Source organism: Tardiphaga sp., assembly GCF_041424195.1.
In the GTDB taxonomy this organism is placed as follows: domain Bacteria; phylum Pseudomonadota; class Alphaproteobacteria; order Rhizobiales; family Xanthobacteraceae; genus Tardiphaga.
Genome location: NZ_JBGMOE010000161.1, coordinates 203,584 through 224,051, shown reverse-complemented (window position 1 = coordinate 224,051; position 20,468 = coordinate 203,584). Strand labels below are relative to the sequence as shown.

The 20,468-nt window shown below is 62.0% G+C and carries 21 protein-coding genes; 11 read left to right on the top strand and 10 right to left on the bottom strand.

The genetic code is table 11. The features are described 5' to 3' along the window. Position 1: 1 nt before the first annotated feature. The gene (locus ACEK02_RS21500) at positions 2 to 3,157 is read left to right on the top strand and encodes an efflux RND transporter permease subunit (protein WP_371423575.1); all 3,156 of its coding nucleotides are present in this window, start codon (positions 2 to 4) and stop codon (positions 3,155 to 3,157) included. 72 nt (positions 3,158 to 3,229) lie between these two features. Here ACEK02_RS21500 and ACEK02_RS21495 read toward each other — a convergent pair whose 3' ends face one another. Next, complete coding sequence (locus ACEK02_RS21495) at positions 3,230 to 4,744, bottom strand: malonyl-CoA synthase (RefSeq protein WP_371423574.1); 1,515 nt, start codon at positions 4,742 to 4,744, stop codon at positions 3,230 to 3,232. 382 nt (positions 4,745 to 5,126) lie between these two features. On the opposite strand from ACEK02_RS21495, the gene ACEK02_RS21490 reads away from it, so the two are divergent. The 3 genes from ACEK02_RS21490 (at position 5,127) to ACEK02_RS21480 (ending at position 7,400) form a co-directional block, all read left to right on the top strand. Beyond that, positions 5,127 to 5,714, top strand: coding sequence for a fasciclin domain-containing protein (locus tag ACEK02_RS21490; protein WP_371423573.1), 588 nt, complete (start codon positions 5,127 to 5,129; stop codon positions 5,712 to 5,714). Between the two features lie 256 nt (positions 5,715 to 5,970). Next, a complete protein-coding gene (locus ACEK02_RS21485; protein ID WP_371423572.1) occupies positions 5,971 to 6,606 on the top strand; it encodes a cytochrome b/b6 domain-containing protein in 636 nt (211 codons plus the stop codon). A gap of 11 nt (positions 6,607 to 6,617) precedes the next feature. Beyond that, entirely contained in the window at positions 6,618 to 7,400 is a 783-nt protein-coding gene (locus ACEK02_RS21480; protein ID WP_371423571.1) for a molybdopterin-dependent oxidoreductase, read from the top strand. Here the strand turns inward: ACEK02_RS21480 and ACEK02_RS21475 are convergent. After that, a complete protein-coding gene (locus tag ACEK02_RS21475) occupies positions 7,387 to 8,550 on the bottom strand; it encodes a YbfB/YjiJ family MFS transporter (protein ID WP_371423617.1) in 1,164 nt (387 codons plus the stop codon). The two genes, ACEK02_RS21480 and ACEK02_RS21475, sit on opposite strands and share 14 nt — an antisense overlap. Positions 8,551 to 8,712: 162 nt before the next feature. Here ACEK02_RS21475 and leuB point away from each other — a divergent pair, with 162 nt between their 5' ends. Next, the gene (gene leuB, locus ACEK02_RS21470; RefSeq protein WP_371423570.1) at positions 8,713 to 9,825 is read left to right on the top strand and encodes a 3-isopropylmalate dehydrogenase; all 1,113 of its coding nucleotides are present in this window, start codon (positions 8,713 to 8,715) and stop codon (positions 9,823 to 9,825) included. A 74-nt stretch (positions 9,826 to 9,899) separates the two neighbouring features. On the opposite strand, the gene ACEK02_RS21465 is transcribed toward leuB, so the two are convergent. Then, entirely contained in the window at positions 9,900 to 10,277 is a 378-nt protein-coding gene (locus ACEK02_RS21465) for a hypothetical protein (protein WP_371423569.1), read from the bottom strand. 201 nt (positions 10,278 to 10,478) lie between these two features. Continuing rightward, positions 10,479 to 11,285, bottom strand: coding sequence for a hypothetical protein (locus tag ACEK02_RS21460; RefSeq protein WP_371423568.1), 807 nt, complete (start codon positions 11,283 to 11,285; stop codon positions 10,479 to 10,481). Between the two features lie 115 nt (positions 11,286 to 11,400). On the opposite strand from ACEK02_RS21460, the gene ACEK02_RS21455 reads away from it, so the two are divergent. Continuing rightward, the gene (locus tag ACEK02_RS21455; protein WP_371423567.1) at positions 11,401 to 12,435 is read left to right on the top strand and encodes an aspartate-semialdehyde dehydrogenase; all 1,035 of its coding nucleotides are present in this window, start codon (positions 11,401 to 11,403) and stop codon (positions 12,433 to 12,435) included. 82 nt (positions 12,436 to 12,517) lie between these two features. Here the strand turns inward: ACEK02_RS21455 and ACEK02_RS21450 are convergent, their stop codons facing one another. Continuing rightward, a complete protein-coding gene (locus tag ACEK02_RS21450) occupies positions 12,518 to 13,156 on the bottom strand; it encodes a carbonic anhydrase (protein ID WP_371423566.1) in 639 nt (212 codons plus the stop codon). A gap of 187 nt (positions 13,157 to 13,343) precedes the next feature. Between ACEK02_RS21450 and ACEK02_RS21445 the strand changes: the two genes are divergently transcribed. Further along, positions 13,344 to 14,222 (top strand): CoA ester lyase, encoded by an 879-nt coding sequence (locus ACEK02_RS21445; RefSeq protein WP_371423565.1) that lies wholly within the window; start codon positions 13,344 to 13,346, stop codon positions 14,220 to 14,222. 238 nt (positions 14,223 to 14,460) lie between these two features. Here ACEK02_RS21445 and ACEK02_RS21440 read toward each other — a convergent pair whose 3' ends face one another. The 3 genes from ACEK02_RS21440 to ACEK02_RS21430 are packed head-to-tail and all read right to left on the bottom strand — an operon-like array spanning position 14,461 to position 16,351. Continuing rightward, complete coding sequence (locus ACEK02_RS21440; protein ID WP_371423564.1) at positions 14,461 to 15,252, bottom strand: hypothetical protein; 792 nt, start codon at positions 15,250 to 15,252, stop codon at positions 14,461 to 14,463. Positions 15,253 to 15,273: 21 nt separating this feature from the next. After that, positions 15,274 to 15,879 carry a 3-isopropylmalate dehydratase small subunit gene (gene leuD / locus ACEK02_RS21435; RefSeq protein WP_149529478.1) on the bottom strand — a complete coding sequence of 202 codons (606 nt, stop codon included), beginning with the start codon at positions 15,877 to 15,879 and terminating at the stop codon, positions 15,274 to 15,276. A 28-nt stretch (positions 15,880 to 15,907) separates the two neighbouring features. Next, positions 15,908 to 16,351, bottom strand: a complete 444-nt coding sequence (locus ACEK02_RS21430) for a metallopeptidase family protein (RefSeq protein WP_371423563.1) — start codon at positions 16,349 to 16,351, stop codon at positions 15,908 to 15,910. A 204-nt stretch (positions 16,352 to 16,555) separates the two neighbouring features. Between ACEK02_RS21430 and ACEK02_RS21425 the strand changes: the two genes are divergently transcribed. Continuing rightward, positions 16,556 to 16,843: a hypothetical protein gene (locus ACEK02_RS21425; RefSeq protein ID WP_371423562.1), complete on the top strand. Its 288-nt coding sequence runs from the start codon at positions 16,556 to 16,558 to the stop codon at positions 16,841 to 16,843. Positions 16,844 to 16,906: 63 nt separating this feature from the next. On the opposite strand, the gene ACEK02_RS21420 is transcribed toward ACEK02_RS21425, so the two are convergent. Next, complete coding sequence (locus tag ACEK02_RS21420; protein WP_371423561.1) at positions 16,907 to 17,119, bottom strand: hypothetical protein; 213 nt, start codon at positions 17,117 to 17,119, stop codon at positions 16,907 to 16,909. 244 nt (positions 17,120 to 17,363) lie between these two features. Here ACEK02_RS21420 and ACEK02_RS21415 point away from each other — a divergent pair, with 244 nt between their 5' ends. The 3 genes from ACEK02_RS21415 to ACEK02_RS21405 all read left to right on the top strand — a co-directional run bounded on the left by ACEK02_RS21415 (position 17,364) and on the right by ACEK02_RS21405 (position 19,210). Further along, on the top strand, positions 17,364 to 17,657 hold the full coding sequence (locus ACEK02_RS21415; RefSeq protein WP_371423560.1) for a hypothetical protein: 294 nt from the start codon (positions 17,364 to 17,366) through the stop codon (positions 17,655 to 17,657). A 162-nt stretch (positions 17,658 to 17,819) separates the two neighbouring features. Further along, on the top strand, positions 17,820 to 18,278 hold the full coding sequence (locus tag ACEK02_RS21410; protein WP_371423559.1) for a hypothetical protein: 459 nt from the start codon (positions 17,820 to 17,822) through the stop codon (positions 18,276 to 18,278). A gap of 311 nt (positions 18,279 to 18,589) precedes the next feature. Continuing rightward, positions 18,590 to 19,210 (top strand): hypothetical protein, encoded by a 621-nt coding sequence (locus ACEK02_RS21405; RefSeq protein ID WP_371423558.1) that lies wholly within the window; start codon positions 18,590 to 18,592, stop codon positions 19,208 to 19,210. Positions 19,211 to 19,295: 85 nt separating this feature from the next. Here the strand turns inward: ACEK02_RS21405 and ACEK02_RS21400 are convergent, their stop codons facing one another. Then, positions 19,296 to 20,465: a winged helix-turn-helix domain-containing protein gene (locus ACEK02_RS21400; RefSeq protein ID WP_371423557.1), complete on the bottom strand. Its 1,170-nt coding sequence runs from the start codon at positions 20,463 to 20,465 to the stop codon at positions 19,296 to 19,298. Positions 20,466 to 20,468 lie beyond the last annotated feature (3 nt).

The following is a 20,468-nucleotide window of genomic DNA, read 5'->3' as shown; positions in this document are numbered from 1 at the left end:
CATGATCAGTCGCATTCTCGCGCTGTCGATCCAGCGTCGCTGGACGGTCGTGCTGCTCACACTTGTCGTCATGCTGGTCGGCGCATGGTCGCTCGTCGGGCTGCCTATCGATGCGGTGCCGGATATCACCAACAAGCAGGTGCAGGTGAATACGGTCGCGCCAGCATTGTCGCCGGCCGAGATCGAAAAGCAGGTCACCTTCCCGATCGAGACGGCGCTGGCCGGCATCGCGGGATTGGAGAGCACGCGCTCGCTGTCTCGCAACGGCTTCTCGCAGGTGACCGCCATTTTCAGCGAAGCCACCGACGTCTATTTCGCGCGTCAGCAGGTCAATGAGCGCCTGATCGAACTACGCTCCAGCCTGCCGCCGGGAGCCGATCCGAAGATGGGGGCTATCTCCACCGGCCTTGGCGAAATCTATATGTGGTCCATCGACTTCGCGCCATCGGACAATGGCGTCTATGTCACGCCGGAGGGCGAGCGCCTGACCACCGACGTCGCGCGCGCAGCATATCTGCGCACGGTGCAGGACTGGATCGTCAAACCGCAGATCCGTGGCGTACCAGGCGTTGCCGGTGTCGATTCCATCGGCGGCTATGCCAAGCAATTCCAGATCCGGCCCGATGCGATGAAACTCGTCGGCCTCGGCCTGTCGTTCGGCGACATCACCCGTGCCATCGAGGCCAACAATGTGAGCCGCGGCGCCAGCGTCATCGAGCGCAACGGCGAAGGCATCGCGGTGCGATCCGGCGGGCGGCTGGAAACCATCGACGATATCCGCAATGTCGTGGTCAGCACCCGCGCAGCCACGCCTGTTCGTATCAGCGATATCGCCGACGTCGCCATTGGCGGCGAGATTCGCACAGGTAGCGCGAGCGTGAACGGCCATGAGGCAGTGATCGGGACCGCACTGATGCTGGTTGGCAGCAACAGCCGCACGGTCGCCAAGGCCGTGGATGCGAAGCTCGATCAGGTTCGCCGCACACTGCCAGCAGGCATTGTCGTCACCACCGTGCTGGATCGCACCACGCTGGTCGACGCCACGTTGAGGACCGTGGCGACCAATCTTGGCGAAGGGGCCCTGCTGGTGATCGCGGTGCTGTTCCTGCTGCTCGGCAACTTCCGCGCCGCGCTGATTGCTGCGCTGGTAATTCCGGTCGCCATGCTGATGACCGCCACTGGCATGCTGCGGGGGCAAATCAGCGCCAATCTGATGAGTCTCGGCGCGCTGGATTTCGGACTGATCGTCGATGGCGCGGTCATCATCGCCGAGAATGCCTTGCGCCATCTCGCCGAGCGTCAACATGCCACCGGACGCACGCTCACGTTGAACGAGCGACTGCAAACCGTGCAGCAATCCGCCGAGGAGATGATCAAGCCCAGCGTCTATGGCCAGGCTATCATCATGCTGGTCTATGTGCCGCTGCTGACCTTCAGCGGTGTCGAAGGTAAGATGTTCCAGCCGATGGCATTGACTGTGCTACTGGCACTCGCATCGGCCTTCGTGCTGTCGCTGACCTTCGTGCCGGCGATGATCGCCATTCTCGTCAGCGGCCGCGTCAGCGAGGGCGACAATGCTGCCGTGCGCTGGCTGAAGCGGATCTATGCGCCCGCGCTCACGCGGACCATTCGTCGTCCGCTGGCCGCGATTGCCGGCGCCATCGTGCTGTTTGCGGTCGCCCTGCTGATCTTCACCCGGCTCGGGCAGGAATTCACGCCGACACTCGACGAGAAGAATCTTGCCATGCATGCCCTGCGTATTCCTTCGACCGGTCTGCCACAATCGCAGGCGATGCAGCTGGATGTCGAACGTACCATCCTGTCGATGCCGCAGGTTGCCCTGGTCTTTTCCAAGACCGGTACGGCAGAGATGGCCTCGGACCCGATGCCACCAAATGCCTCCGACACCTTCATCATCCTCAAACCGCAGGCGCAGTGGCCCGATCCGAAACTGACGAAGGAAGCACTGCTCAGGCAGATCGAGGCCGCTGTCGAACAACTTCCCGGCAACCAGTATGAATTCACCCAGCCGATCCAGATGCGCTTCAACGAATTGATCGCAGGCGTCCGCGGCGATCTCGCCATCAAGATCTTCGGCGATGAATTCGAGCCGCTGCTGCAGTCCGCCAATCAGGTAGCGGCGATCCTGCGCACCACCAAAGGCGCCGTGGACGTCAAGGTCGAGCAGGCCGGCGGCCTCTCGGTGCTTGATATTGCGGTCGACAAGGCCGAAATCGCGCGGCGCGGGCTCAGCCTGTCCACCGTGCAGGAGGTGATCGGCACAGCCATCGGCGGCCGCGACGCCGGGCTCGTCTTCGAGGGCGACCGCCGCTTCGAGATCGTGGTGCGGCTGCCGGACGACGTTCGAAGCGACGTCGACGCGCTGAAGAACCTGCCGGTCTCACTGCCATCCACCGCGATCCTGGCGCCGACCATTCCACTCGGACAGATCGCCAGGTTCAACTTCAGCGAGGGGCCAAACCAGATCAGCCGCGAAGACGGCAAACGGCGCATGGTCGTCACGGCCAATGTCAGGGATCGCGACATCGCCTCAGTGGCAAGCGACGCGCGCGCCGCGATCGATGCACAGGTGAAGCTGCCTGCCGGATACTGGATGACATGGGGTGGGCAGTTCGAGAATCTCGCGGCCGCGCGCCAGCGACTGAGCCTCGTGGTTCCCGCCTGTTTCGTCCTGATCTTCCTGCTGCTGATGAGCGCCCTGGGATCCGCGCGCGACGCCCTGCTCGTGTTCAGCGCCGTCCCGCTGGCATTGACCGGTGGCGTGTTGGCGCTGTGGTTACGCGGCATGCCGTTTTCAGTATCGGCGGCCGTGGGGTTCATCGCTTTGTCGGGCATCGCTGTGCTGAACGGACTGGTGATGCTGACCTATATCAAGCAGCTGATAGCCGAAGGCCGCGACAGATTGCAGGCGATTTCGGAAGGCGCGCTGACGCGGCTACGGCCGGTAGCAATGACGGCGCTGGTGGCATCACTCGGCTTCGTGCCGATGGCGCTGGCGACGGGTACCGGCGCCGAGGTGCAACGACCGATTGCCACCGTGGTGATCGGTGGACTGATCACGGCGACGTTGCTCACGCTGCTGGTGTTGCCGGCGCTGTATGCCTGGTTGGGGAGAGACGTGGAACGGAAGGTTTAGCATCCAGGCTCAATGTCGTCCCCGCCCGGTCGGGGACGACAACTGCGTATGAGGCACCGTCAGTGCCTCATCTTACTTCGCGTAAAGCTTCCCATAGGTGTCGCGCAGCACGTTCTTCTGCACCTTGCCCATGGTGTTGCGCGGCAGGTCATCGACGAAGATCACTCGCTTCGGCATCTTGAACTTGGCGATCTGGCCCTCCAGCGCTTTGAGCACGGAGGCCTCGTCGATCGCGGTCTTCTTGTCGCTCACGACCACGGCGGTGACGCCCTCGCCGAAATCCGCATGCGGCACGCCGATCACGGCGGACTCAACCACGCCCGGCATCGCGTCGATCTCGCTCTCGATTTCCTTCGGATAGACGTTGAAGCCGCCGGAGATCACCAGATCCTTGCCGCGACCGAGAATGTGGACGTAGCCCTTGGCGTCGATCTTGCCGAGGTCGCCGGTGATGAAGAAGCCATCGTCACGGAATTCCGCCTTGGTCTTTTCCGGCATCCGCCAATAGCCCAGGAACACGTTCGGCCCTTTCACCTCGATCATGCCGATGGTGTCGCGCTCGAATTCCTTACCGGTCTCCGGATCGGTGACGCGCACGGAGACGCCGGGCAGCGGAAAGCCCACGGCGCCGGGCACCCGCTCGCCGTCATAGGGGTTCGAGGTGTTCATATTGGTTTCGGTCATGCCGTAGCGCTCCAGCACGGCGTGGCCGGTCCGCGCGAACCATTCGCGATGGGTATCGGCCAGCAGCGGCGCGGAGCCGGAGATGAACAGCCGCATGTGGCTGCAAGTCTCCTTCGTCAGGTTCGGCGACTGCAACAGGCGGGTATAGAAGGTCGGCACGCCCATCAGCACGGTGGCCCGGGCCATCAGCTTGATGATGAGTTCCGGATCGAGCCTCGGCAGGAAGATCATCGATGCCCGCGCAAACAGCGTCACGTTGCTGGCCACGAACAGACCATGCGTGTGATAGATCGGCAGCGCGTGGATCAGCACATCGTCCCTGGTGAAACGCCAGTATTCGACGAGGCTCAGCGAGTTCGAGGCCAGATTGTCGTGGCTCAGCATCGCGCCCTTGGAACGGCCGGTGGTGCCCGACGTATAGAGGATCGCGGCGAGATCCTCGTTCTTGCGCTCCACGGTCTGGAAGTCCGGCTTTTCCTTGGCCGCCGCATCGGTCAGCGAGCCCTTGCCGTCGGCACCCAACGTCTCGACTTTCGCAGCGACCCTGGCCGCAATCGCGGCGAAGCCTTCCGCCTTGGAGGGATCGCACACCACCAGCGACGGCTCGGCATCGGTAATGAAGTAATCGAGTTCGTTGAGCGTATAGGCGGTGTTGAGCGGCAGATAGACTGCGCCGGCACGCACGGTCGCCAGATACAGCACCAGACCAGGCACAGACTTCTCGGTCTGCGCCGCGACGCGGTCACCGGGCTTGACACCGCGGGCGACCAGAACATTGGCCATCTGGCCCGCCAGCGCGATCAGATCGCCATAGCTGATATGCTTGCCCTCGGGCGTCTCGATGGCGAGACGCGAGGCATCGTCGAGTTTGTCGAACAGGCGAGAAAACAGGTTGGCGTTCATGGCAAGGTCACGCGGTGCAGGAGTGCGGGAGCGATCGGTGCAGCGAGCCTGACGATCGCGTCAATTTATCCCGTTCCTTAGCAAGAATGGCCATATCTAGGCAACGCATCCCCCCATGGGGACGCAGGTCGCGCCATCCGCCGCGATTTCCGCGCTTGATTGTATCAAACGCGATGCATCGATCTCATCATTGCCTCGCGCGAACGGGATGCGCCCGCAAAAGTTTCAACGGCAACAAAAAATATAGCCTGAAACTGGCCCCGAGGCCTCGCGTAGCTCGGACATCGACGGCGCAATCTGGCCTCCAGGGGATTGCTGCGGTTGATGCCATTCATCGCACCAGCGAGATCGCTGGTCACTCACATCACTCGGGAGACGATCCATGTCCAAACGCATTGCACTTCTGTCGGCCGTCGCATTCAGCACCCTCGCCATCACTGGCGCCGTGCTTGCCCCCGCGCAGGCCGAAGACAAGAAGATGATGAAAAGCGAAATGTCGGGCGAGAAGACCGTGATGGTCGGCGGCGCACCGATGTACCCCTCGAAGAACATCGTCGAGAACGCCGTTAACTCCAAGGACCACACCACGCTGGTCGCCGCCGTGAAGGCCGCCGGTCTGGTTGATACGCTCTCCAGCAAGGGCCCGTTCACAGTGTTCGCACCAACCAATGCCGCTTTCGGCAAGCTGCCAGCCGGCACCGTCGACACGCTGGTGAAGCCTGAGAGCAAGGCGACCCTGACCAAGATCCTGACCTACCATGTGGTACCGGGCAAGCTGAACGCCGCCGACCTCAAGGACGGCCAGAAGCTGAAGACCGTGGAGGGCGAAGAGCTGACCGTGAAGGCTTCTGGCGGCAAGGTCATGATCGTCGACGCCAAGGGCGGTTCCTCGACCGTAACCATCCCGGACGTCAACCAGTCAAACGGCGTCATTCACGTCGTCGATACCGTGTTGATGCCGAAGGCCTAATGGCCAGGCCTGAGTTCAGGCCTCTGCGCGACGACGTTCGCGCATCCTGACTTCCCCCACAGGATGCGCGTGCGTCCCACGGGCGCAACAGGAGCGAGCCGGGGCAACCCGGCTCGCTTTTTTGTGATCGGTATGAGCCGGCCAGACCGGGGTTGTTACAAGAGCCGCCGTAACGAACGACCGGTTATGCCGTATAACTGATAACAACGTGCGTCACCGAGCATCGTCGAACCACCGCTCAGCCCAGGATATGCCTATGTCGAGCATCACAGCCGCCGGCGACCGCGCCGCAACCAAGGTTACGAATACCAAGGTAATCCAGCCCGCCTGGGTGCGCGTCGTGCACTGGATCAACGCCGTCGCGATCGTGCTGATGATCATGTCGGGCTGGCAGATCTATAATGCGTCGCCGCTGTTCAATTTCACATTCTCATCGTCCATTACGCTGGGTGGTTGGCTCGGCGGCGGCATCATGTGGCACCTCGCCGCCATGTGGCTGCTGGTGATCAACGGCCTCGTCTATCTCACCCTCGGCATCGTTACCGGGCGCTTCCGCAAGAAGCTTTTGCCGATCTCGGCAAAAGGCGTGCTCGACGACACCAAAGCCGCGCTGACCGGCAAGCTTTCCCATGAGGACCTCACCAAATATAATCAGGTGCAGAAGCTGCTCTACACCGGGATTATCGTGGTCGGCATTCTGATCGTCCTGTCGGGCCTCGCGATCTGGAAGCCGGTTCAGTTCCATTACCTCACCGCTGTGTTCGGCGGCTACGACACCGCGCGCTATGTGCACTTCTTCATGATGGCAGCCATCGTGGGCTTCCTCGTCATCCACGTCGCTCTGGCCCTGATCGTGCCGAAGAGCCTGCGTGCGATGATTATCGGGCGCTGAGGAGCACGACCATGATCCGGAAAATCCGCTCACTCATCATTCCCGGCGTCGACAAGGACCTCCTCGTCAAGGACGCCACGAAATTGATGCCCGACCTGTCGCGCCGCCGCTTCATCGCGTCGGGTGCAAGCTTCGGCGCGCTGACACTGCTCACCGGTTGCGACGTGAGCGACAGCCTATCGGCCGAGAACCTGCTGACACATATGTCGAAGTTCAACGACATGGTGCAGGCCAAGATCTTCAATCCGAATACGCTGGCACCGACCTATTCCGAGAAGGACATCAAGCGTCCATTTCCGTTCAACGCCTTCTACGCGGAGGACGACGCGCCAAACGTGGACGGCAACACGTGGAAACTCGAAGTCTCCGGTCTGGTGCAGAACAAGAAGTCCTGGACACTGGACGAACTGCACAAGCTACCGGAAGTGTCGCAGATCACCCGCCACATCTGCGTCGAGGGCTGGAGCGCCATCGGCTCCTGGCAGGGCACGCCGCTGCGCGATTTCCTCAAACTGGTTGGTGCAGACACCAATGCGAAATGGATCCATTTCCGCTGCGCCGAGGATTATGCGACCTCGCTCGACATGCCCACGGCGATGCATCCGCAAACGCAGATGACTTTCAAGTTCGACAACCAGCTCCTGCCGCGAGCCTATGGCTTTCCGATGAAGATCCGCGTGCCGACCAAGCTCGGTTTCAAGAATCCGAAATACGTCATCGCGATGGAAGTCACCAACGACTACAAGGGCGGCTACTGGGAAGATCAGGGCTATAACGATTTCAGCGGGAGCTGATCGGCTTCTGGAACATTGACATTGCAGCGCCAATCGCAAGCGTGGCTGCCGAGACCACCAGCGCCGACGTCAGACTTCCCGTCGCATCCGTAATGGCCCCCACCGCGATCGGGCCCAGAGTCTGGCCGATGCCGAACACAATCGTCACGGCCGCGATAGCCTTCGACCATGCCGCGCGAGGATAGTTGAAGCGCACGAAGGCCGTGGTTGCCGCAACCACCGCAAAAAATGCGACGCCGAAGACTGCGGCGGAGATGCCAAGCACGACAGGCGAATGCCCCAGCAGCGGCATTGCGGCGCCCACCGCATTTGTACCAAGAATGATTGCCATCGCACGGCCGCTCCGGCCCCGCGCGAGCACGCCGCGCCAGAGCCAGGGCGAAGCAAACGAGCTGACCCCGATCAGACACCAGAACGCGCTCTGGGCCACGGCGCTGCCTCCGCCATCACGCACATAGGCGATCATGAATGTCATGTAGGCAATGTAGCCGGCGCCAAACAGGAAATAGGCAATGAGGTAGATCCACATCGGACGGAGCGCGAGCGGCGCTTCGTCGACCTTTGACTTGTCATCGGATGCATCGACGCGCGGGCGTAGCAACGGAAGGCCGATCACGACCGACACGAGCCCGAGGATGAGCCAGACGATCCACCACGAGCCGGCGCCGAAGCCCTGCAGCACGAACGGCGCGATCAGACCCGACAGCAGGATGCCCATGCCGGGTCCCGCATAAAACAGACTCAGCAGATAGGATGAGCGTTCGGGATAAGCGAGGCCGATGGTCGCGGCGAGCGCGCCGCCGGCGACAAAGGAAATCGCCGCGCCAAAGCCCGTGACCAGTCGCGCGATACTCAGCAATGTAAAATCTGCAGTGACGCCGCAAACGATGAGCGACATCACGCAGGCCACCGTGCCGCCCTGAATCACTGCGAGCAGACCGAAGCGCCTGCCGAGCCCGGCCGCGACCAGTGCGCCGGCGAGATAGCCGGCAGCATTGACGGTATTCATGAAGCCCGCAGCCGAATACGACCACTGCAGGCTGTCGCGCATATCGGGCAACACCAGCGAATAGGCGAAGCGGCCGATTCCAAGCCCGATGGCCGGTGCGAGCGACAGGACGAGAATCAGCAACGCCGGGTTACGGCGCATCGGGGAAGGCACAGGTGACGTCACGGGGATCTCCGCTGCGCCGGCAATGTCGCAGGTTTCACGGAAGCCGCAATCATCCCTTCGGCAACACTGTCTTGCCATTCCTGCAATGACGTCCTAGCACTCGCGGCAATCAATAACGGATTGCAAGGGCACTTGATTATGGCAACGCACAAATTGCTTCTTCTCCCCGGCGACGGCATCGGCCCCGAAGTGATGGCCGAAGTGAAGCGCCTGATCGACTGGATCGATGCCCAGGGCATCGCCAGGTTCACGATCGAGAACGGCCTGGTTGGCGGCGCCGCCTATGATGCCGACAAGCTCCCCATCACCGATGCCACCATGGCCAAGGCGGATGCGGCCGATGCCATCATCTTCGGCGCCGTTGGTGGCCCGAAGTGGGACAATGTACCTTACGAGCATCGGCCCGAGGCCGGCCTGCTGCGCCTGCGCAAGGATCTCGGCCTGTTTGCCAATCTGCGCCCTGCGGTTTGCTATCCGGCGCTGGCGGAATCATCGAGCCTGAAGCGCGAGGTCGTCGAAGGCCTCGACATCATGATCGTGCGCGAACTCACCGGCGGCGTCTATTTCGGCGAGCCGAAGACCATCACCGATCTCGGCAACGGCCAGAAGCGCGCCGTCGATACGCAGGTCTACGACACCTATGAAATCGAGCGCATCGCGCGCGTCGCTTTCGATCTGGCCCGCAAGCGCCAGAACAAGGTGACGTCGATGGAGAAGCGCAACGTCATGAAATCCGGCGTGTTGTGGAACGAGGTCGTGACGCAGGTCCATGGCCGCGAATACAAGGATGTCACGCTCGAACATCAGCTCGCCGATTCCGGTGGCATGAATCTGGTGAAGTGGCCGAAGCAATTCGACGTCATCGTCACCGACAATCTGTTCGGCGACATGCTCTCCGACATCGCAGCGATGCTGACAGGCTCGCTTGGCATGCTGCCCTCGGCCTCGCTCGGCGAAGTCGATACCAAGACCCAAAAGCGCAAGGCGATGTATGAGCCCGTGCATGGCTCGGCGCCAGACATTGCCGGCAAGGGCATGGCCAATCCGCTGGCCATGATCGCCTCCTTCGGCATGGCGCTGCGCTATTCGCTGGAGATGGGTGAGTTGGCCGACAAGGTCGACCAGGCCATCGCCGCCGTCCTTGCCAAGGGCCTGCGCACCGCTGATATCAAGTCCGAGGGCTCGACGGTGGTGAGCACGTCAGGCATGGGCGAAGCGATGCTGACGGAACTGCAGGCACTGCACGCTTGAGCGGCGCTCGAACCTCCCCCAAACAAAAAATGCCCGGCTAAGCCGGGCATTTTCGTATTCAGATATCGCTGCGCTCAGTAGAGCGGGAAGCGCTCGGGATAGCCGCCGAGATCCCACTGCGAATTGAGCGGGCTGCGGTCCAGCGAACGGTTGTTGTTATCGCGGGCGAAGGAGTAGCCGGGCGGGTAGGCGTAATCGGTGAATTTGCGATCGCCCGGAAGCACTTCGACGCCGGCATCGAGCCAGGAGCGACGCGTCACGTAAACGCGGGTGCGGCCCTGCTGATAGGACACGTTCGGGCCGCGCGCGCCATAAACAGCGTCACGGTCAGAAACACGGACCTTCTTCTTGGTGGCGGCATCGGCCGGCGAGGCGGCAACGGCGGTCGCGATGACGGCAACCGTCGCGAACAACATGGCGAGAGTTTTCGCGGCGGGGAATTTCAGGGTCATCAGGTCCTCATTGCGGTCAGAATATCGGCAGTCGGAAGATCGGCAGTCTTCAGACGAGTCGGCAAATCCGATTTACGGTCAATTTAGCTGGCCGGGGTATCCGGCCACAAGGTCTATCCGGCCACAGTCGCCGATATAATGCGCGGTATGGCCGAATGTTGCATGTAATCCAAGGTCTTGGTCCTGCCCATCACGAAGAGGTCACAGGCTGCCGCGCAGCGGCGGGTTCTGGGCGCCGGTGACCCAATCGGCCGACGTCGCCGACAGCGCCGCGCCGCTGATGCAGCCGGCCCGCTTCAGCTCGGCCTGGGCAAAGGCCTCCTGCAGCCGGGGTTCGTTGCTGGCGGTCAGCAGCACCAGCCGGTTCAGCGTACAGGCGATAGCCGCCCGCCGCGCCGGCAGGCCGTCGCCCTGGCATGACCAGCCGGAAATCCGGAGATTGGAGGCATCCAGCATCTTCATGAAGCCAAGGCAGCGCTTGCCGTCCTTCAACCGGTCGGCAAAGCCCACCAGGGCGACCGGCCCGAATTTGCTGTCGATGATGCCCTCGCCCCCTACTTCCCAAACGCCTCCGGTGTCCATCCGGCGCGCGATATCCGCCGCCACCACCACACCTGCCCGGTCAGCTTCAGCGCCGGGGCGATACAATTCCAGTTCGGCCACAGGTGGCTCTCCAGGCGACGACCAGCGCAGGACATCCTTCCGGCCGCCGTCGGGGTGTCTCAATATCTCGTAAGAGACTGTTTTACCTGATGAATCAAACTGACTGACAGCAAAGGCTGGATGGGAACGGCTGGCGACGCTCCAACCGGCTTTGGCGACCGGTTCGCTGCTGAGGTCGAATTCCAATCCGTCGAAAACGGTAACTGCGGCCATGACAACCAGTGCCAGCGCTCCCATATAGGCGAGCAGACGCACGGCGATGGCACCGCAGTCGTCGGCGAGGGTGTGCAGGGCCGGATGGACATTGCGGGATTTTGGGTAGCGCGGGACCAAAATTGAACGCATCAACACACGCAAACACGCTTAGGACGTTGTCTTTGCGACGTTTCTCGCATAGAAGCGCGGCTCTTCCCTTTCCGCGATAGGCGGGGGTGAAGCATTTTTCTTCGGAGAGTGAACGATGGGTTACAAAGTCGCGCTGGTCGGAGCGACCGGCAATGTCGGGCGTGAAATGCTCAGCATTCTGGACGAACGTAAATTCCCCGCTGACGAGGTCGTGGCGCTTGCGTCCCGCCGCAGCATGGGCGTTGAGGTTTCCTTCGGCGACAGGACCCTGAAATGCAAAGACCTCGCGACCTATGACTTCAGCGACGTCGACATCTGCCTGATGTCGGCCGGCGGAGCCGTGTCCAAGGAATGGTCGCCGAAGATCGGCGCTGCCGGTGCCGTCGTGATCGACAACTCGTCGACCTGGCGCATGGACCCGGACGTGCCGTTGATCGTGCCGGAAGTGAATGCCTCGGCCGTTGATGGCTTCGCCAAGAAGAACATCATCGCCAACCCGAACTGCTCGACGGCGCAGCTCGTGGTGGCGCTGAAGCCGCTGCACGACAGGGCAACGATCAAGCGCGTCGTCGTCTCGACCTATCAGTCGGTGTCGGGCGCCGGCAAGGATGCGATGGACGAGTTGTTCTCGCAGACCAAGGCCGTCTACACCAACTCCGAGCTGGTCAATAACAAGTTCCCGAAGCGTATCGCCTTCAACGTCATCCCGCAGATCGACGTGTTCATGGAGGACGGCTACACCAAGGAAGAGTGGAAGATGATGATGGAGACCAAGAAGATTCTTGATCCCAAAATCAAAATGTCCGCGACCTGCGTGCGCGTGCCGGTGTTCGTCGGCCACTCGGAAGCGGTCAACATCGAATTCGAGAATCCGATCTCGGAAGATGAAGCCCGCGATATCCTGCGCAATGCGCCAGGCTGCCTCGTGATCGACAAGCGCGAACCCGGCGGCTACGTGACGCCCTATGAAGCCGCAGGCGAAGACGCCACCTATATCAGCCGTATCCGCACGGATGCGACGGTCGATAACGGTCTCGTACTGTGGTGCGTGTCGGACAATCTCCGCAAGGGTGCGGCGCTCAACGCCGTGCAGATCGCGGAATGCCTGATCAACCGCAAGCTGATCACGGCAAAGAAGAAGGCCGCGTAAGCGGATTTTCGATCCCAAACAATCAAAAGCCGGATGCTTTGCATCCGGCTTTTTTGTTTGAGCGCAGGCCGCGACGATTGCCTCAGGCGACCGGCCGAAACTCTTTCGCGACCTTATCCAGCACTGACAGCGAACCGACTGCCACACCGAAATAGGCGCCGTGCAATTCGAGTTCGCCCTTCGCGACCTTGCTGCTCACGAAGGGGAACGTCATCAGGTTCTCAAGGCTGCGGAATACAGCGGCCTTTTCGATACGGGTGACGAAATCCTGGAACGCCTCGTGCTCGCGGATCTCGACCTTCTCGTCGGGCTTGATGAACATCGACATCCAGCGACCGATGAAGTCGCCTGGCGATAGCGGTGCCGCATTGTCGACGAAAGCGCGGATGCCGCCGCATTGCGCGTGGCCGAGCACCACGATGTGCTTCACCTTCAACACTTGCACCGCGTATTCCAGCGCCGCCGAGACGCCATGTGCACCGCCATCGGGCTGATAGACCGGCACGAGGTTCGCGATGTTCCGCACCACGAACAGCTCGCCGGGGCTGGCGTCGAAGATCACCTCCGGCGACACCCGCGAGTCGCAGCAGCCGATCACCATCACTTCCGGCGACTGGCCCTTTTCCGATAATTCGCGGAACCGCGATTGTTCGGTCGGCAAACGCTCCGATGTAAAGGTCTGGTAGCCGGCGATGAGTTGCTTCGGAAATGATGCTGTCATGGGTCTGCCTCGTTCGGAGCATGATTTCTCGACAAGCGGGTTCGTTTGTCGAGAGATCACGCTCAAACATACGTCCTCACGGATAACCATAGGACGCCAGCGCGAACAAGCCTTCCGGGCGGCGTGCCGAAATGTTATCGCGAATGCCTGAATAACGAACAGGCCATAATTACAGGGAAATGACGCCATGATCCGTCCGCGCCGCAGCCATTTGTTCATGCCCGGCTCGAATCCGCGTGCGCTGGAGAAGGCCCGTACCGTGGCCGCTGACGGCATCATCCTCGACCTCGAAGACGCCGTGGCACCGGACGCCAAGGGAACGGCGCGCGACGCTATCGCGCAGACACTGGCCGCCGGCGGCTTCGGCAAGCGCGAGGTTATCATCCGCATCAATGCGCTGGATTCGCCGTGGTGGATCGACGACGTCACCATGGCCGGCAAGGCCAAGCCCGACGGCATCCTGGTGCCGAAGATTTCCAGCGTCGAGGATCTCGCGGCAGTGGCCGATCGCCTCAGCGACATCGGCGCCGACATGTCGATCAAGGTCTGGGCCATGATCGAGACCTCGCGCGCGATCCTCCATGCAGAGGAACTCGCGGCCGCCTCCAGGGACTCGGAAAATCGCCTCGCCGGTTTCGTGTTCGGCCCCAACGACATCGCCCGCGAGACCCGCATCCGCATGATGCCCGGCCGTGCCGCGATGCTTGGCATGATCACCCATTGCGTACTGGCGACCCGGCTGTACGGCCTCGAGATCCTCGATGGCCCCTACAGCAATTTCAGCGACACCGAGGGCTTCATTGCCGAAGCCGAACAGGGCCGCGACATCGGCTTCGACGGCAAGACGCTGATCCATCCAAGCCAGATCGAAGCCTGCAACAAGGTGTTCACGCCACCGGATGACGAAGTCGCCCAGGCCCGCCGCATCATCGCCGCCTTCGAGCAGCCCGAGAATGCCAAGCGCGGCGCGATCCAGCTCGACGGCAAGATGGTCGAGCGCCTGCATGCGGACATGGCAAAACGCACGATCGCGATTTCGGACGCGATCGCGGCGATGGGGAACTAGTACCAGTCAGCAACGACGCGCTTTCTTCACCCTCCCCCTTGCGGGGAGGGTGGCGCGTTGCGAGCGCAGCGAGCAGCGCGACGGGTGGGGGTGCCACAGGCGATGCTCTCACGTGTGGCACCCCCACCCCGGCCTCCACCTGAACGATGCTTCGCATCGTCAGGTTCGGCCGACCCTCCCCGCAAGGGGAGGGATACCGCGGGCCGTTGCGCGAAATTTGTAGATTCAAAGGCTGATACTAACCTGCGCCGACCCGCTCCGTCGCCCACGCGTAAAAGCTCCCCGGCACCGGCGCGTCCTTGCCGCGCCCCTTCGGGGAGATGTGGAAGCCCAATATTTGGGGGTCGCCAACCAGCGTCGCAAAATCTGACGGCTCGAAGAACAGCGTCGGCTCCGCGTGAACGGAATAATACGACTTCCGCGGCAGCGCGTGATGCTGGGAGCCGTGGCGTTTCGCCAGCGCCGTCAGCGATGCCGGACCGAAGATCGCAACGCGGACGTCGCTGGCGCGCTTTGAACGATCGCGCAGCTTGCGCCATGCGAAAGTGAGGCGATGGCGCAGTGACATCCAGTCGGGCGTCAACTCGTCCTGCTTGATCAGCGCCTCGAACGCCGCCACGATCGGATCGTCAGGCGGCAGATACAGCACCGAGTTACCGAGCTGACGTCGCTTCTCCCAGGCGAAATAAGGCTTTGCCGGATCGATCTCGATGGGCTTCAGCAGCAGCACATCCGCATCGAGCCAGAGGCCAAGACCTTCGGCCATCAGCCGGATGCGAAAGAAATCGCTGAATTGCAGCGGGGTCCAGCCAACCCACGCACCGTTGGGAGCTGACGGGCGCAGCCGCTCGGCGAAGGCCCGCGGCAACACGGCTTCCGCGTCGGCATTGCTCACGCCATCCGGCAGATCGGGTATCGGCGCAAAACTGTAGAGGGTGACGCGGTGGCCGGCCTCAACCTGCGATCTTAGGCACAGCCTGCGCAGCGCATCGAGCGGGCCCTCCCAAAAGGTGACGACGTCAGGAATCACGCGTCACCTTCCGATATGAGATCAGGCCCAGGCGCGCGCGGTCTTGGCCTTGGCTTCGTAGCTGTCGATGGAGGCCTTCTTCTCCATCGTCAGGCCGATATCGTCGAGACCGTTGAGCAGGCAGTGCTTGCGGAACGGATCGATCTCGAACTTCACCGTGCCGCCATCGGGGCCGCGGATTTCCTGATTCGGCAGATCGATGGTGATCGTCGCATTGGCTCCGCGCTCGGCATCATCGAACAGCGCATCGAGATCTTTCTGGGAGACGCGGATCGGCAGCACGCCGTTCTTGAAGCAGTTGTTGTAGAAGATGTCGCCGAACGAGGTCGAGATCACGCAGCGGATGCCGAAGTCCAGCAGCGCCCAGGGCGCGTGTTCGCGCGACGAACCGCAGCCGAAATTGTCGCCGGCCACCATGATCTTGGCGTTGCGATAGGCAGGCTTGTTGAGGACGAAATCCGGGTTCTCGCTGCCGTCATCGAGATAGCGCGCTTCCGAGAACAGGCCCTTGCCGAGGCCGGTGCGCTTGATGGTCTTCAGATACTGCTTCGGGATGATCATGTCGGTGTCGACATTGATGATCTTCAGCGGCGCCGCGACGCCTTCCAGCGTGGTGAACTTGTCCATGGCAAAGGTCCTCGATTGAGCGGGCTTTTTAGCCCGATCGGGGCGGCGCTCCAAGCGGCATTTCTGCAGCCTCGTCAGTCACCTGCGCTTCGATCGCCTCCATATCGGCGTCCGAGAGCCCGAAATGGTGGCCGATCTCGTGGATCAGCACGTGGCGGACGATATGACCGAGGGTTTCGTCGTGTTCTGCCCAGTAATCCAGGATCGGCCGGCGATACAGCCAGATCATGTTGGGCAGCTGGCCAGTGTTATCGTGGCTCTGGAACGGCAGGCCGACGCCCTGGAACAGGCCGAGCAGGTCGAATTCGGTCTCGGCCTGCATCTCCTCCAGCACCTCGTCCGTAGGGAAATCATCGACCCGGATGATCACGCCCGCGCAGAGCTTGCGGAAATCCTCCGGCAGAAGGGCGAGCATGGCATGGGTCATGTCCTCCATTTCCGCGAGATCGGGTGCTTTTGCCTGGTGCCACATGTTTCCCTGTCTAGCCAATTCCCGTGACATGGCAATGCGCCGCTACAGTCCGGTCCCAACGGTTGACGGGCGGGCGTCAATCGGAGACTTTGCGGCGTTCTTTGAAGCATGATCCCCCGACAAACGAACCCGTTTGTCGGCGAAAATCGGCATCCACTTTTCGGGATCATGCCTATGGCGGTTTGGGGCGTTAAGATGCGGATCATGATGGCAACACTGGGATTGGCGGTTACGCTCGGCGGCTTGCCCATGGCCGACACCGCACAGGCGCAGACGGCCATGCAGGTCGCCCAATCCGGCGACAACGTTCAGCCCCGCCGTGCCCGCCCGCGCGTCCGCATCTATCGCACGCCCGATGAGCGCGGCGTTTATCCGAGCTACAATCCCGGCCCGAATGCCGTGCGCGACTGCACCGCCAATCTGGTGCAGGAATATCGCCCGAGCGGCACCGTGATCGTGCCCCGGATGAACTGCTACTGGCGCCGCGGCTGAACGAGAGCGTTTCGAGCGAAGCGGGTACCGGTTCGCACTGACAGAACGCGGCAAGGCAAGAAACTAACCGCGTATCCGGCGCTGCCGTACGGCACCGATCAGACCTGCCGCAATCACCATCGCCGAGCCGCCATAGACGATGATCGCCATGGCGAGCTGGGTCGTCGTGCCGGCGGTGCCATGCATCACACCGGGGCCCTGCGACGCCTGCGCCCGTTCGATCCACAGATCCAGACCGCCGGATACGAGGACGATCGTCGAGATCAAACGCATCATGATGGCCTCCATCATTGCATGATCGAGATACACCTCCTGCAGCGGACTGGTTTTGCGACACACTTCACGATGACGCGACCGGGCGCATTGGTTCCACAACTGCGACAGTCCGCCGCCGCGTCATATCGCTCACGCCGCATTCACATCGCGTTCACCTCTCAAACCCTAGCGTTGCCGGCATGGGCGATGATCCATTCGTGAAGCTGCATCTCGACATGAACGCAGCAGACTCAGGAGAGAACACATGAACGTGAAGAAGTTTTTCGGCCTTGCCGCCATCGCAGGATTGCTGTTCGTCGCAGCGCCGACGCAGCAGGCGAACGCCGTTTCGCTGAACAGCCCCGGCATCGCTGCATCGGTTCAGGGCGGCGGCGAGAAACTGACGACTGAGGTTCAGTATCGTCATCACCACAATCGCGGCTATCGCCCGCATCACGGCATGCGCCGTCACCACGGCTGGCATCGCCCGCATCACGTCCGCCGCCATCATGGCTGGCACCGGCCGCACCACGTGCGCCGTCACGGCGGGCGTTACTGAGACTCTCTCCAAAGTCCAAACAGGCGTGCCCAAGCGCGCCTGTTTACTTTAACAGGATGTTGACCGCGTCGGTCTGTCGCGGGAAATCATTGCAGCTATATGCGTTATGGGGTGAAGGCGACGAAGACGATCGATGAGAAGCGATCGAGGCAAGGAATGATCATGAAGAACTGGATAGGTGCAGCCATGATGGCTGCAACACTTTCACTCGGCGGCGCATTTGTGAGCGCCCCCGCATTGGCCGACGCGCAGACGACACACAAGGCTGCGCCAGACGACAAGGCGACAGCGACGGACTTCAGCGCGCAGCGGCGTCATCGTCACGTCCACCATCGCCATCACTTCGGACATCGCCACTACGGCCACCGGCACTATGGGTATCGCAGCTATTACGGCCCGCGCTATGGCTACGAATACGGCTATCGTCCGTACCGCTCCTATTACGGTCCCGCCTATTACGGACGTCCCTATGCCTACCGCCCTGCTTACTATGGCGGATACGGCTACCGGCCCTACGGCTATTACGGCGGTTATCATCCCTACGGCGCCTATGGTTATGGCCCGGGCTTCGGTTTCGGCGGCGGCCCGCTCAGTGTCGGCTTCAGCTTCGGCCGCTGGTAAATTCCAGCATCTCCAGACGACATCGACAGGCGCCCTTTGCGGCGCCTGTTTTTTTGTGCGTGCCGCGCGGCTCGTGCCTGCGTTATTCATGACGCGTTCAGATCAGCATCCTTAATTTTCGGTCAAGGTGCGACAACTCACATGACACGACCATGCGCAAACATATCGTTGGCGCAAGTGGGGACCTGTGCCGTCAGGTTTGCGCGGACGATGTCCCATGCGCTGATCGAGGGAGGATGTTTCCAATGAGAGATGTTCAAAATCGACAACCTGTCCTGAATGCCGAACGAGGTTTTGCGATCAGACAATTCATGACGCGCTCGCTTGGCGTGGCTGCCGCCGCAACGATGATGATGTCGCTGACACCATCGGCGCGGGCAGTCTCACTGATCAATCCCGGCGCGGCACCCACAGCCAGGCAGGCGAGCGACGCGCTGCTCATGCAGGTTCAGCATCGCGGTGGACACGGCGGCGGTGGCGGGGGAGGTTTCCGCGGCGGTGGCGGCGGTGGCGGTCACGCCTTCCATGGCGGAGGCGGCGGCGGATTTCACGGCGGCGGCATGCCGGCGTTTCGGGGCGGCGGTGGCGGCGGAGGATTCCGTGCCGTAGCGCCTGCGTTCCGCGGCGGTGGCGGTTTCCGCCCGGGCCCGGCCTTTGTCGGCGGCGGCTTCCGGCGCGCGCCCGTATTCCATGGCGGCTACCGTCACTTCGCGCCGGTGCGCTATTACGGTCATCGCCACCACTTCCGACCACGTTTTTACGGCTATTACGGACCGACCTATTATTACGGGCCGCGCTACTACCAACCGCGCCGCTTCTGCCGGATCGTCTGGACCTATTACGGCCCACGGAAGATCTGCCGCTATCGCCCCTGGCATCACCGCCACTGGCACTACCGGCGGCATTACCATCGCTTCCACGTCTACTGGTGAGATGGGCCGGTTTGACTGAAGCGACGCTCCACACTCTCGGTCATGGCCGGGCTTGGCCCGGCCATGACGACTGAGTGCTGGTCGTTCACTCCCCGAGCTGAAACGCCTCGAACCGCCCGAGCTCTTCCTCGATCCGCCGCTTCCATTCCTTGCGCGGCGTCTTCGGCTTCGCGCCATCGCCGACCCAGCTCCATTGCTGCATCAGCAGTTTGCGCTTCTGCCGGTCGGTCTTGAGATCGACGGCCGCGACGATCTGGTCGTCCACCAGCACCGGCAGCGCGAAATAGCCGAGCTGGCGTTTCTCCTTCGGAACGTAGGCCTCGAAACGATGGTCGTGGCCGAAGAACAAATTGGTGCGCTTGCGCTGGATCACCAGCGGATCGAACGGCGACAGCACATGCACCAGCCCCTGCTCGCCTTCGCTGGTGTCCTCGAGCGCTGCGGGCGTCGTCCAGTGTTCCTGCTTGCCGGCGCCATCGAGCGTCACGGCCACCAACTCGCCCTTGCGCACGCGGGCATCGATCAGCTTGCCTATGCCGGCCTTGCTCGGCGCATCGAGATGACAGATCGAATCCAGACTGACGATTCCCTGCGACCGCAGCGCCCGATCCAGCAAGTAAGTTAATTTCTGCGTTGACGTGGCCGGCTTCGGCAGCCTGTCCCAACCGAAATGCCGCAGCAGCAGGTCATAGGTCTTCAGCATGCCCTGCCGTTCCGAGATCGTGAGGTAGCCCTCATAGAACGCCAGTTGCAATGCGCGCTTCGACGGCTTGCGGCTGGCCCATTCGTGATCCTTCTCGCGCAGGACGTCGTCATCGATATCGCGGATCGACAACGGGCCGGCTTTCGCCAGCCGCATGACCTTGCGCTTGTCGGCCGGCGTCACCGATGCGAACCAGCCATGGCCCTCACGGCGATAGTATTTCATATCCGGTACGAAGAAGCCGATGTCATCGGTCGGCACATAGGCCAGCGCGTGGGTCCAGTATTCGAACACGCTCTTGTCGTGCGTCTGTGCCTGCCTGAGATCCGCGCGTTTGTAGTTGGGGATGCGCGAGAACAGGATGTGATGATGGCTGCGCTCGATCACATGGATGGTGTCGATCTGCACATAGCCGAGATGCGCAACCGCTGCTTTCACTGCCTCTGCGCCATCGCCGAACGGCGCACGGGCATCGAGCCGCTGTGCGCGCAACCAGATGCGGCGGGCGGCGGCGGTGGTGATTTCAACGGGATTGGAAGCGATGCGCGGCATGGC

What these genes read in the sequence shown, in the direction of transcription:
- ACEK02_RS21490 (WP_371423573.1), top strand. Translation starts at nt 5,127, where the DNA reads ATGTCCAAACGCATTGCACTTCTGTCGGCCGTCGCATTCAGCACCCTC.
- ACEK02_RS21500 (WP_371423575.1), top strand. Translation starts at nt 2, where the DNA reads ATGATCAGTCGCATTCTCGCGCTGTCGATCCAGCGTCGCTGGACGGTC.
- leuB (WP_371423570.1), top strand. Translation starts at nt 8,713, where the DNA reads ATGGCAACGCACAAATTGCTTCTTCTCCCCGGCGACGGCATCGGCCCC.
- ACEK02_RS21450 (WP_371423566.1), bottom strand. Translation starts at nt 13,156, where the DNA reads ATGACAGCATCATTTCCGAAGCAACTCATCGCCGGCTACCAGACCTTT.
- ACEK02_RS21430 (WP_371423563.1), bottom strand. Translation starts at nt 16,351, where the DNA reads ATGTGGCACCAGGCAAAAGCACCCGATCTCGCGGAAATGGAGGACATG.
- ACEK02_RS21410 (WP_371423559.1), top strand. Translation starts at nt 17,820, where the DNA reads ATGAAGAACTGGATAGGTGCAGCCATGATGGCTGCAACACTTTCACTC.
- ACEK02_RS21455 (WP_371423567.1), top strand. Translation starts at nt 11,401, where the DNA reads ATGGGTTACAAAGTCGCGCTGGTCGGAGCGACCGGCAATGTCGGGCGT.
- ACEK02_RS21485 (WP_371423572.1), top strand. Translation starts at nt 5,971, where the DNA reads ATGTCGAGCATCACAGCCGCCGGCGACCGCGCCGCAACCAAGGTTACG.
- ACEK02_RS21415 (WP_371423560.1), top strand. Translation starts at nt 17,364, where the DNA reads ATGAACGTGAAGAAGTTTTTCGGCCTTGCCGCCATCGCAGGATTGCTG.
- ACEK02_RS21400 (WP_371423557.1), bottom strand. Translation starts at nt 20,465, where the DNA reads ATGCCGCGCATCGCTTCCAATCCCGTTGAAATCACCACCGCCGCCGCC.
- ACEK02_RS21405 (WP_371423558.1), top strand. Translation starts at nt 18,590, where the DNA reads ATGACGCGCTCGCTTGGCGTGGCTGCCGCCGCAACGATGATGATGTCG.
- ACEK02_RS21465 (WP_371423569.1), bottom strand. Translation starts at nt 10,277, where the DNA reads ATGACCCTGAAATTCCCCGCCGCGAAAACTCTCGCCATGTTGTTCGCG.
- ACEK02_RS21480 (WP_371423571.1), top strand. Translation starts at nt 6,618, where the DNA reads ATGATCCGGAAAATCCGCTCACTCATCATTCCCGGCGTCGACAAGGAC.
- ACEK02_RS21475 (WP_371423617.1), bottom strand. Translation starts at nt 8,550, where the DNA reads ATGCGCCGTAACCCGGCGTTGCTGATTCTCGTCCTGTCGCTCGCACCG.
- ACEK02_RS21460 (WP_371423568.1), bottom strand. Translation starts at nt 11,285, where the DNA reads ATGCGTTCAATTTTGGTCCCGCGCTACCCAAAATCCCGCAATGTCCAT.
- ACEK02_RS21425 (WP_371423562.1), top strand. Translation starts at nt 16,556, where the DNA reads ATGATGGCAACACTGGGATTGGCGGTTACGCTCGGCGGCTTGCCCATG.
- leuD (WP_149529478.1), bottom strand. Translation starts at nt 15,879, where the DNA reads ATGGACAAGTTCACCACGCTGGAAGGCGTCGCGGCGCCGCTGAAGATC.
- ACEK02_RS21420 (WP_371423561.1), bottom strand. Translation starts at nt 17,119, where the DNA reads ATGATGCGTTTGATCTCGACGATCGTCCTCGTATCCGGCGGTCTGGAT.
- ACEK02_RS21445 (WP_371423565.1), top strand. Translation starts at nt 13,344, where the DNA reads ATGATCCGTCCGCGCCGCAGCCATTTGTTCATGCCCGGCTCGAATCCG.
- ACEK02_RS21495 (WP_371423574.1), bottom strand. Translation starts at nt 4,744, where the DNA reads ATGAACGCCAACCTGTTTTCTCGCCTGTTCGACAAACTCGACGATGCC.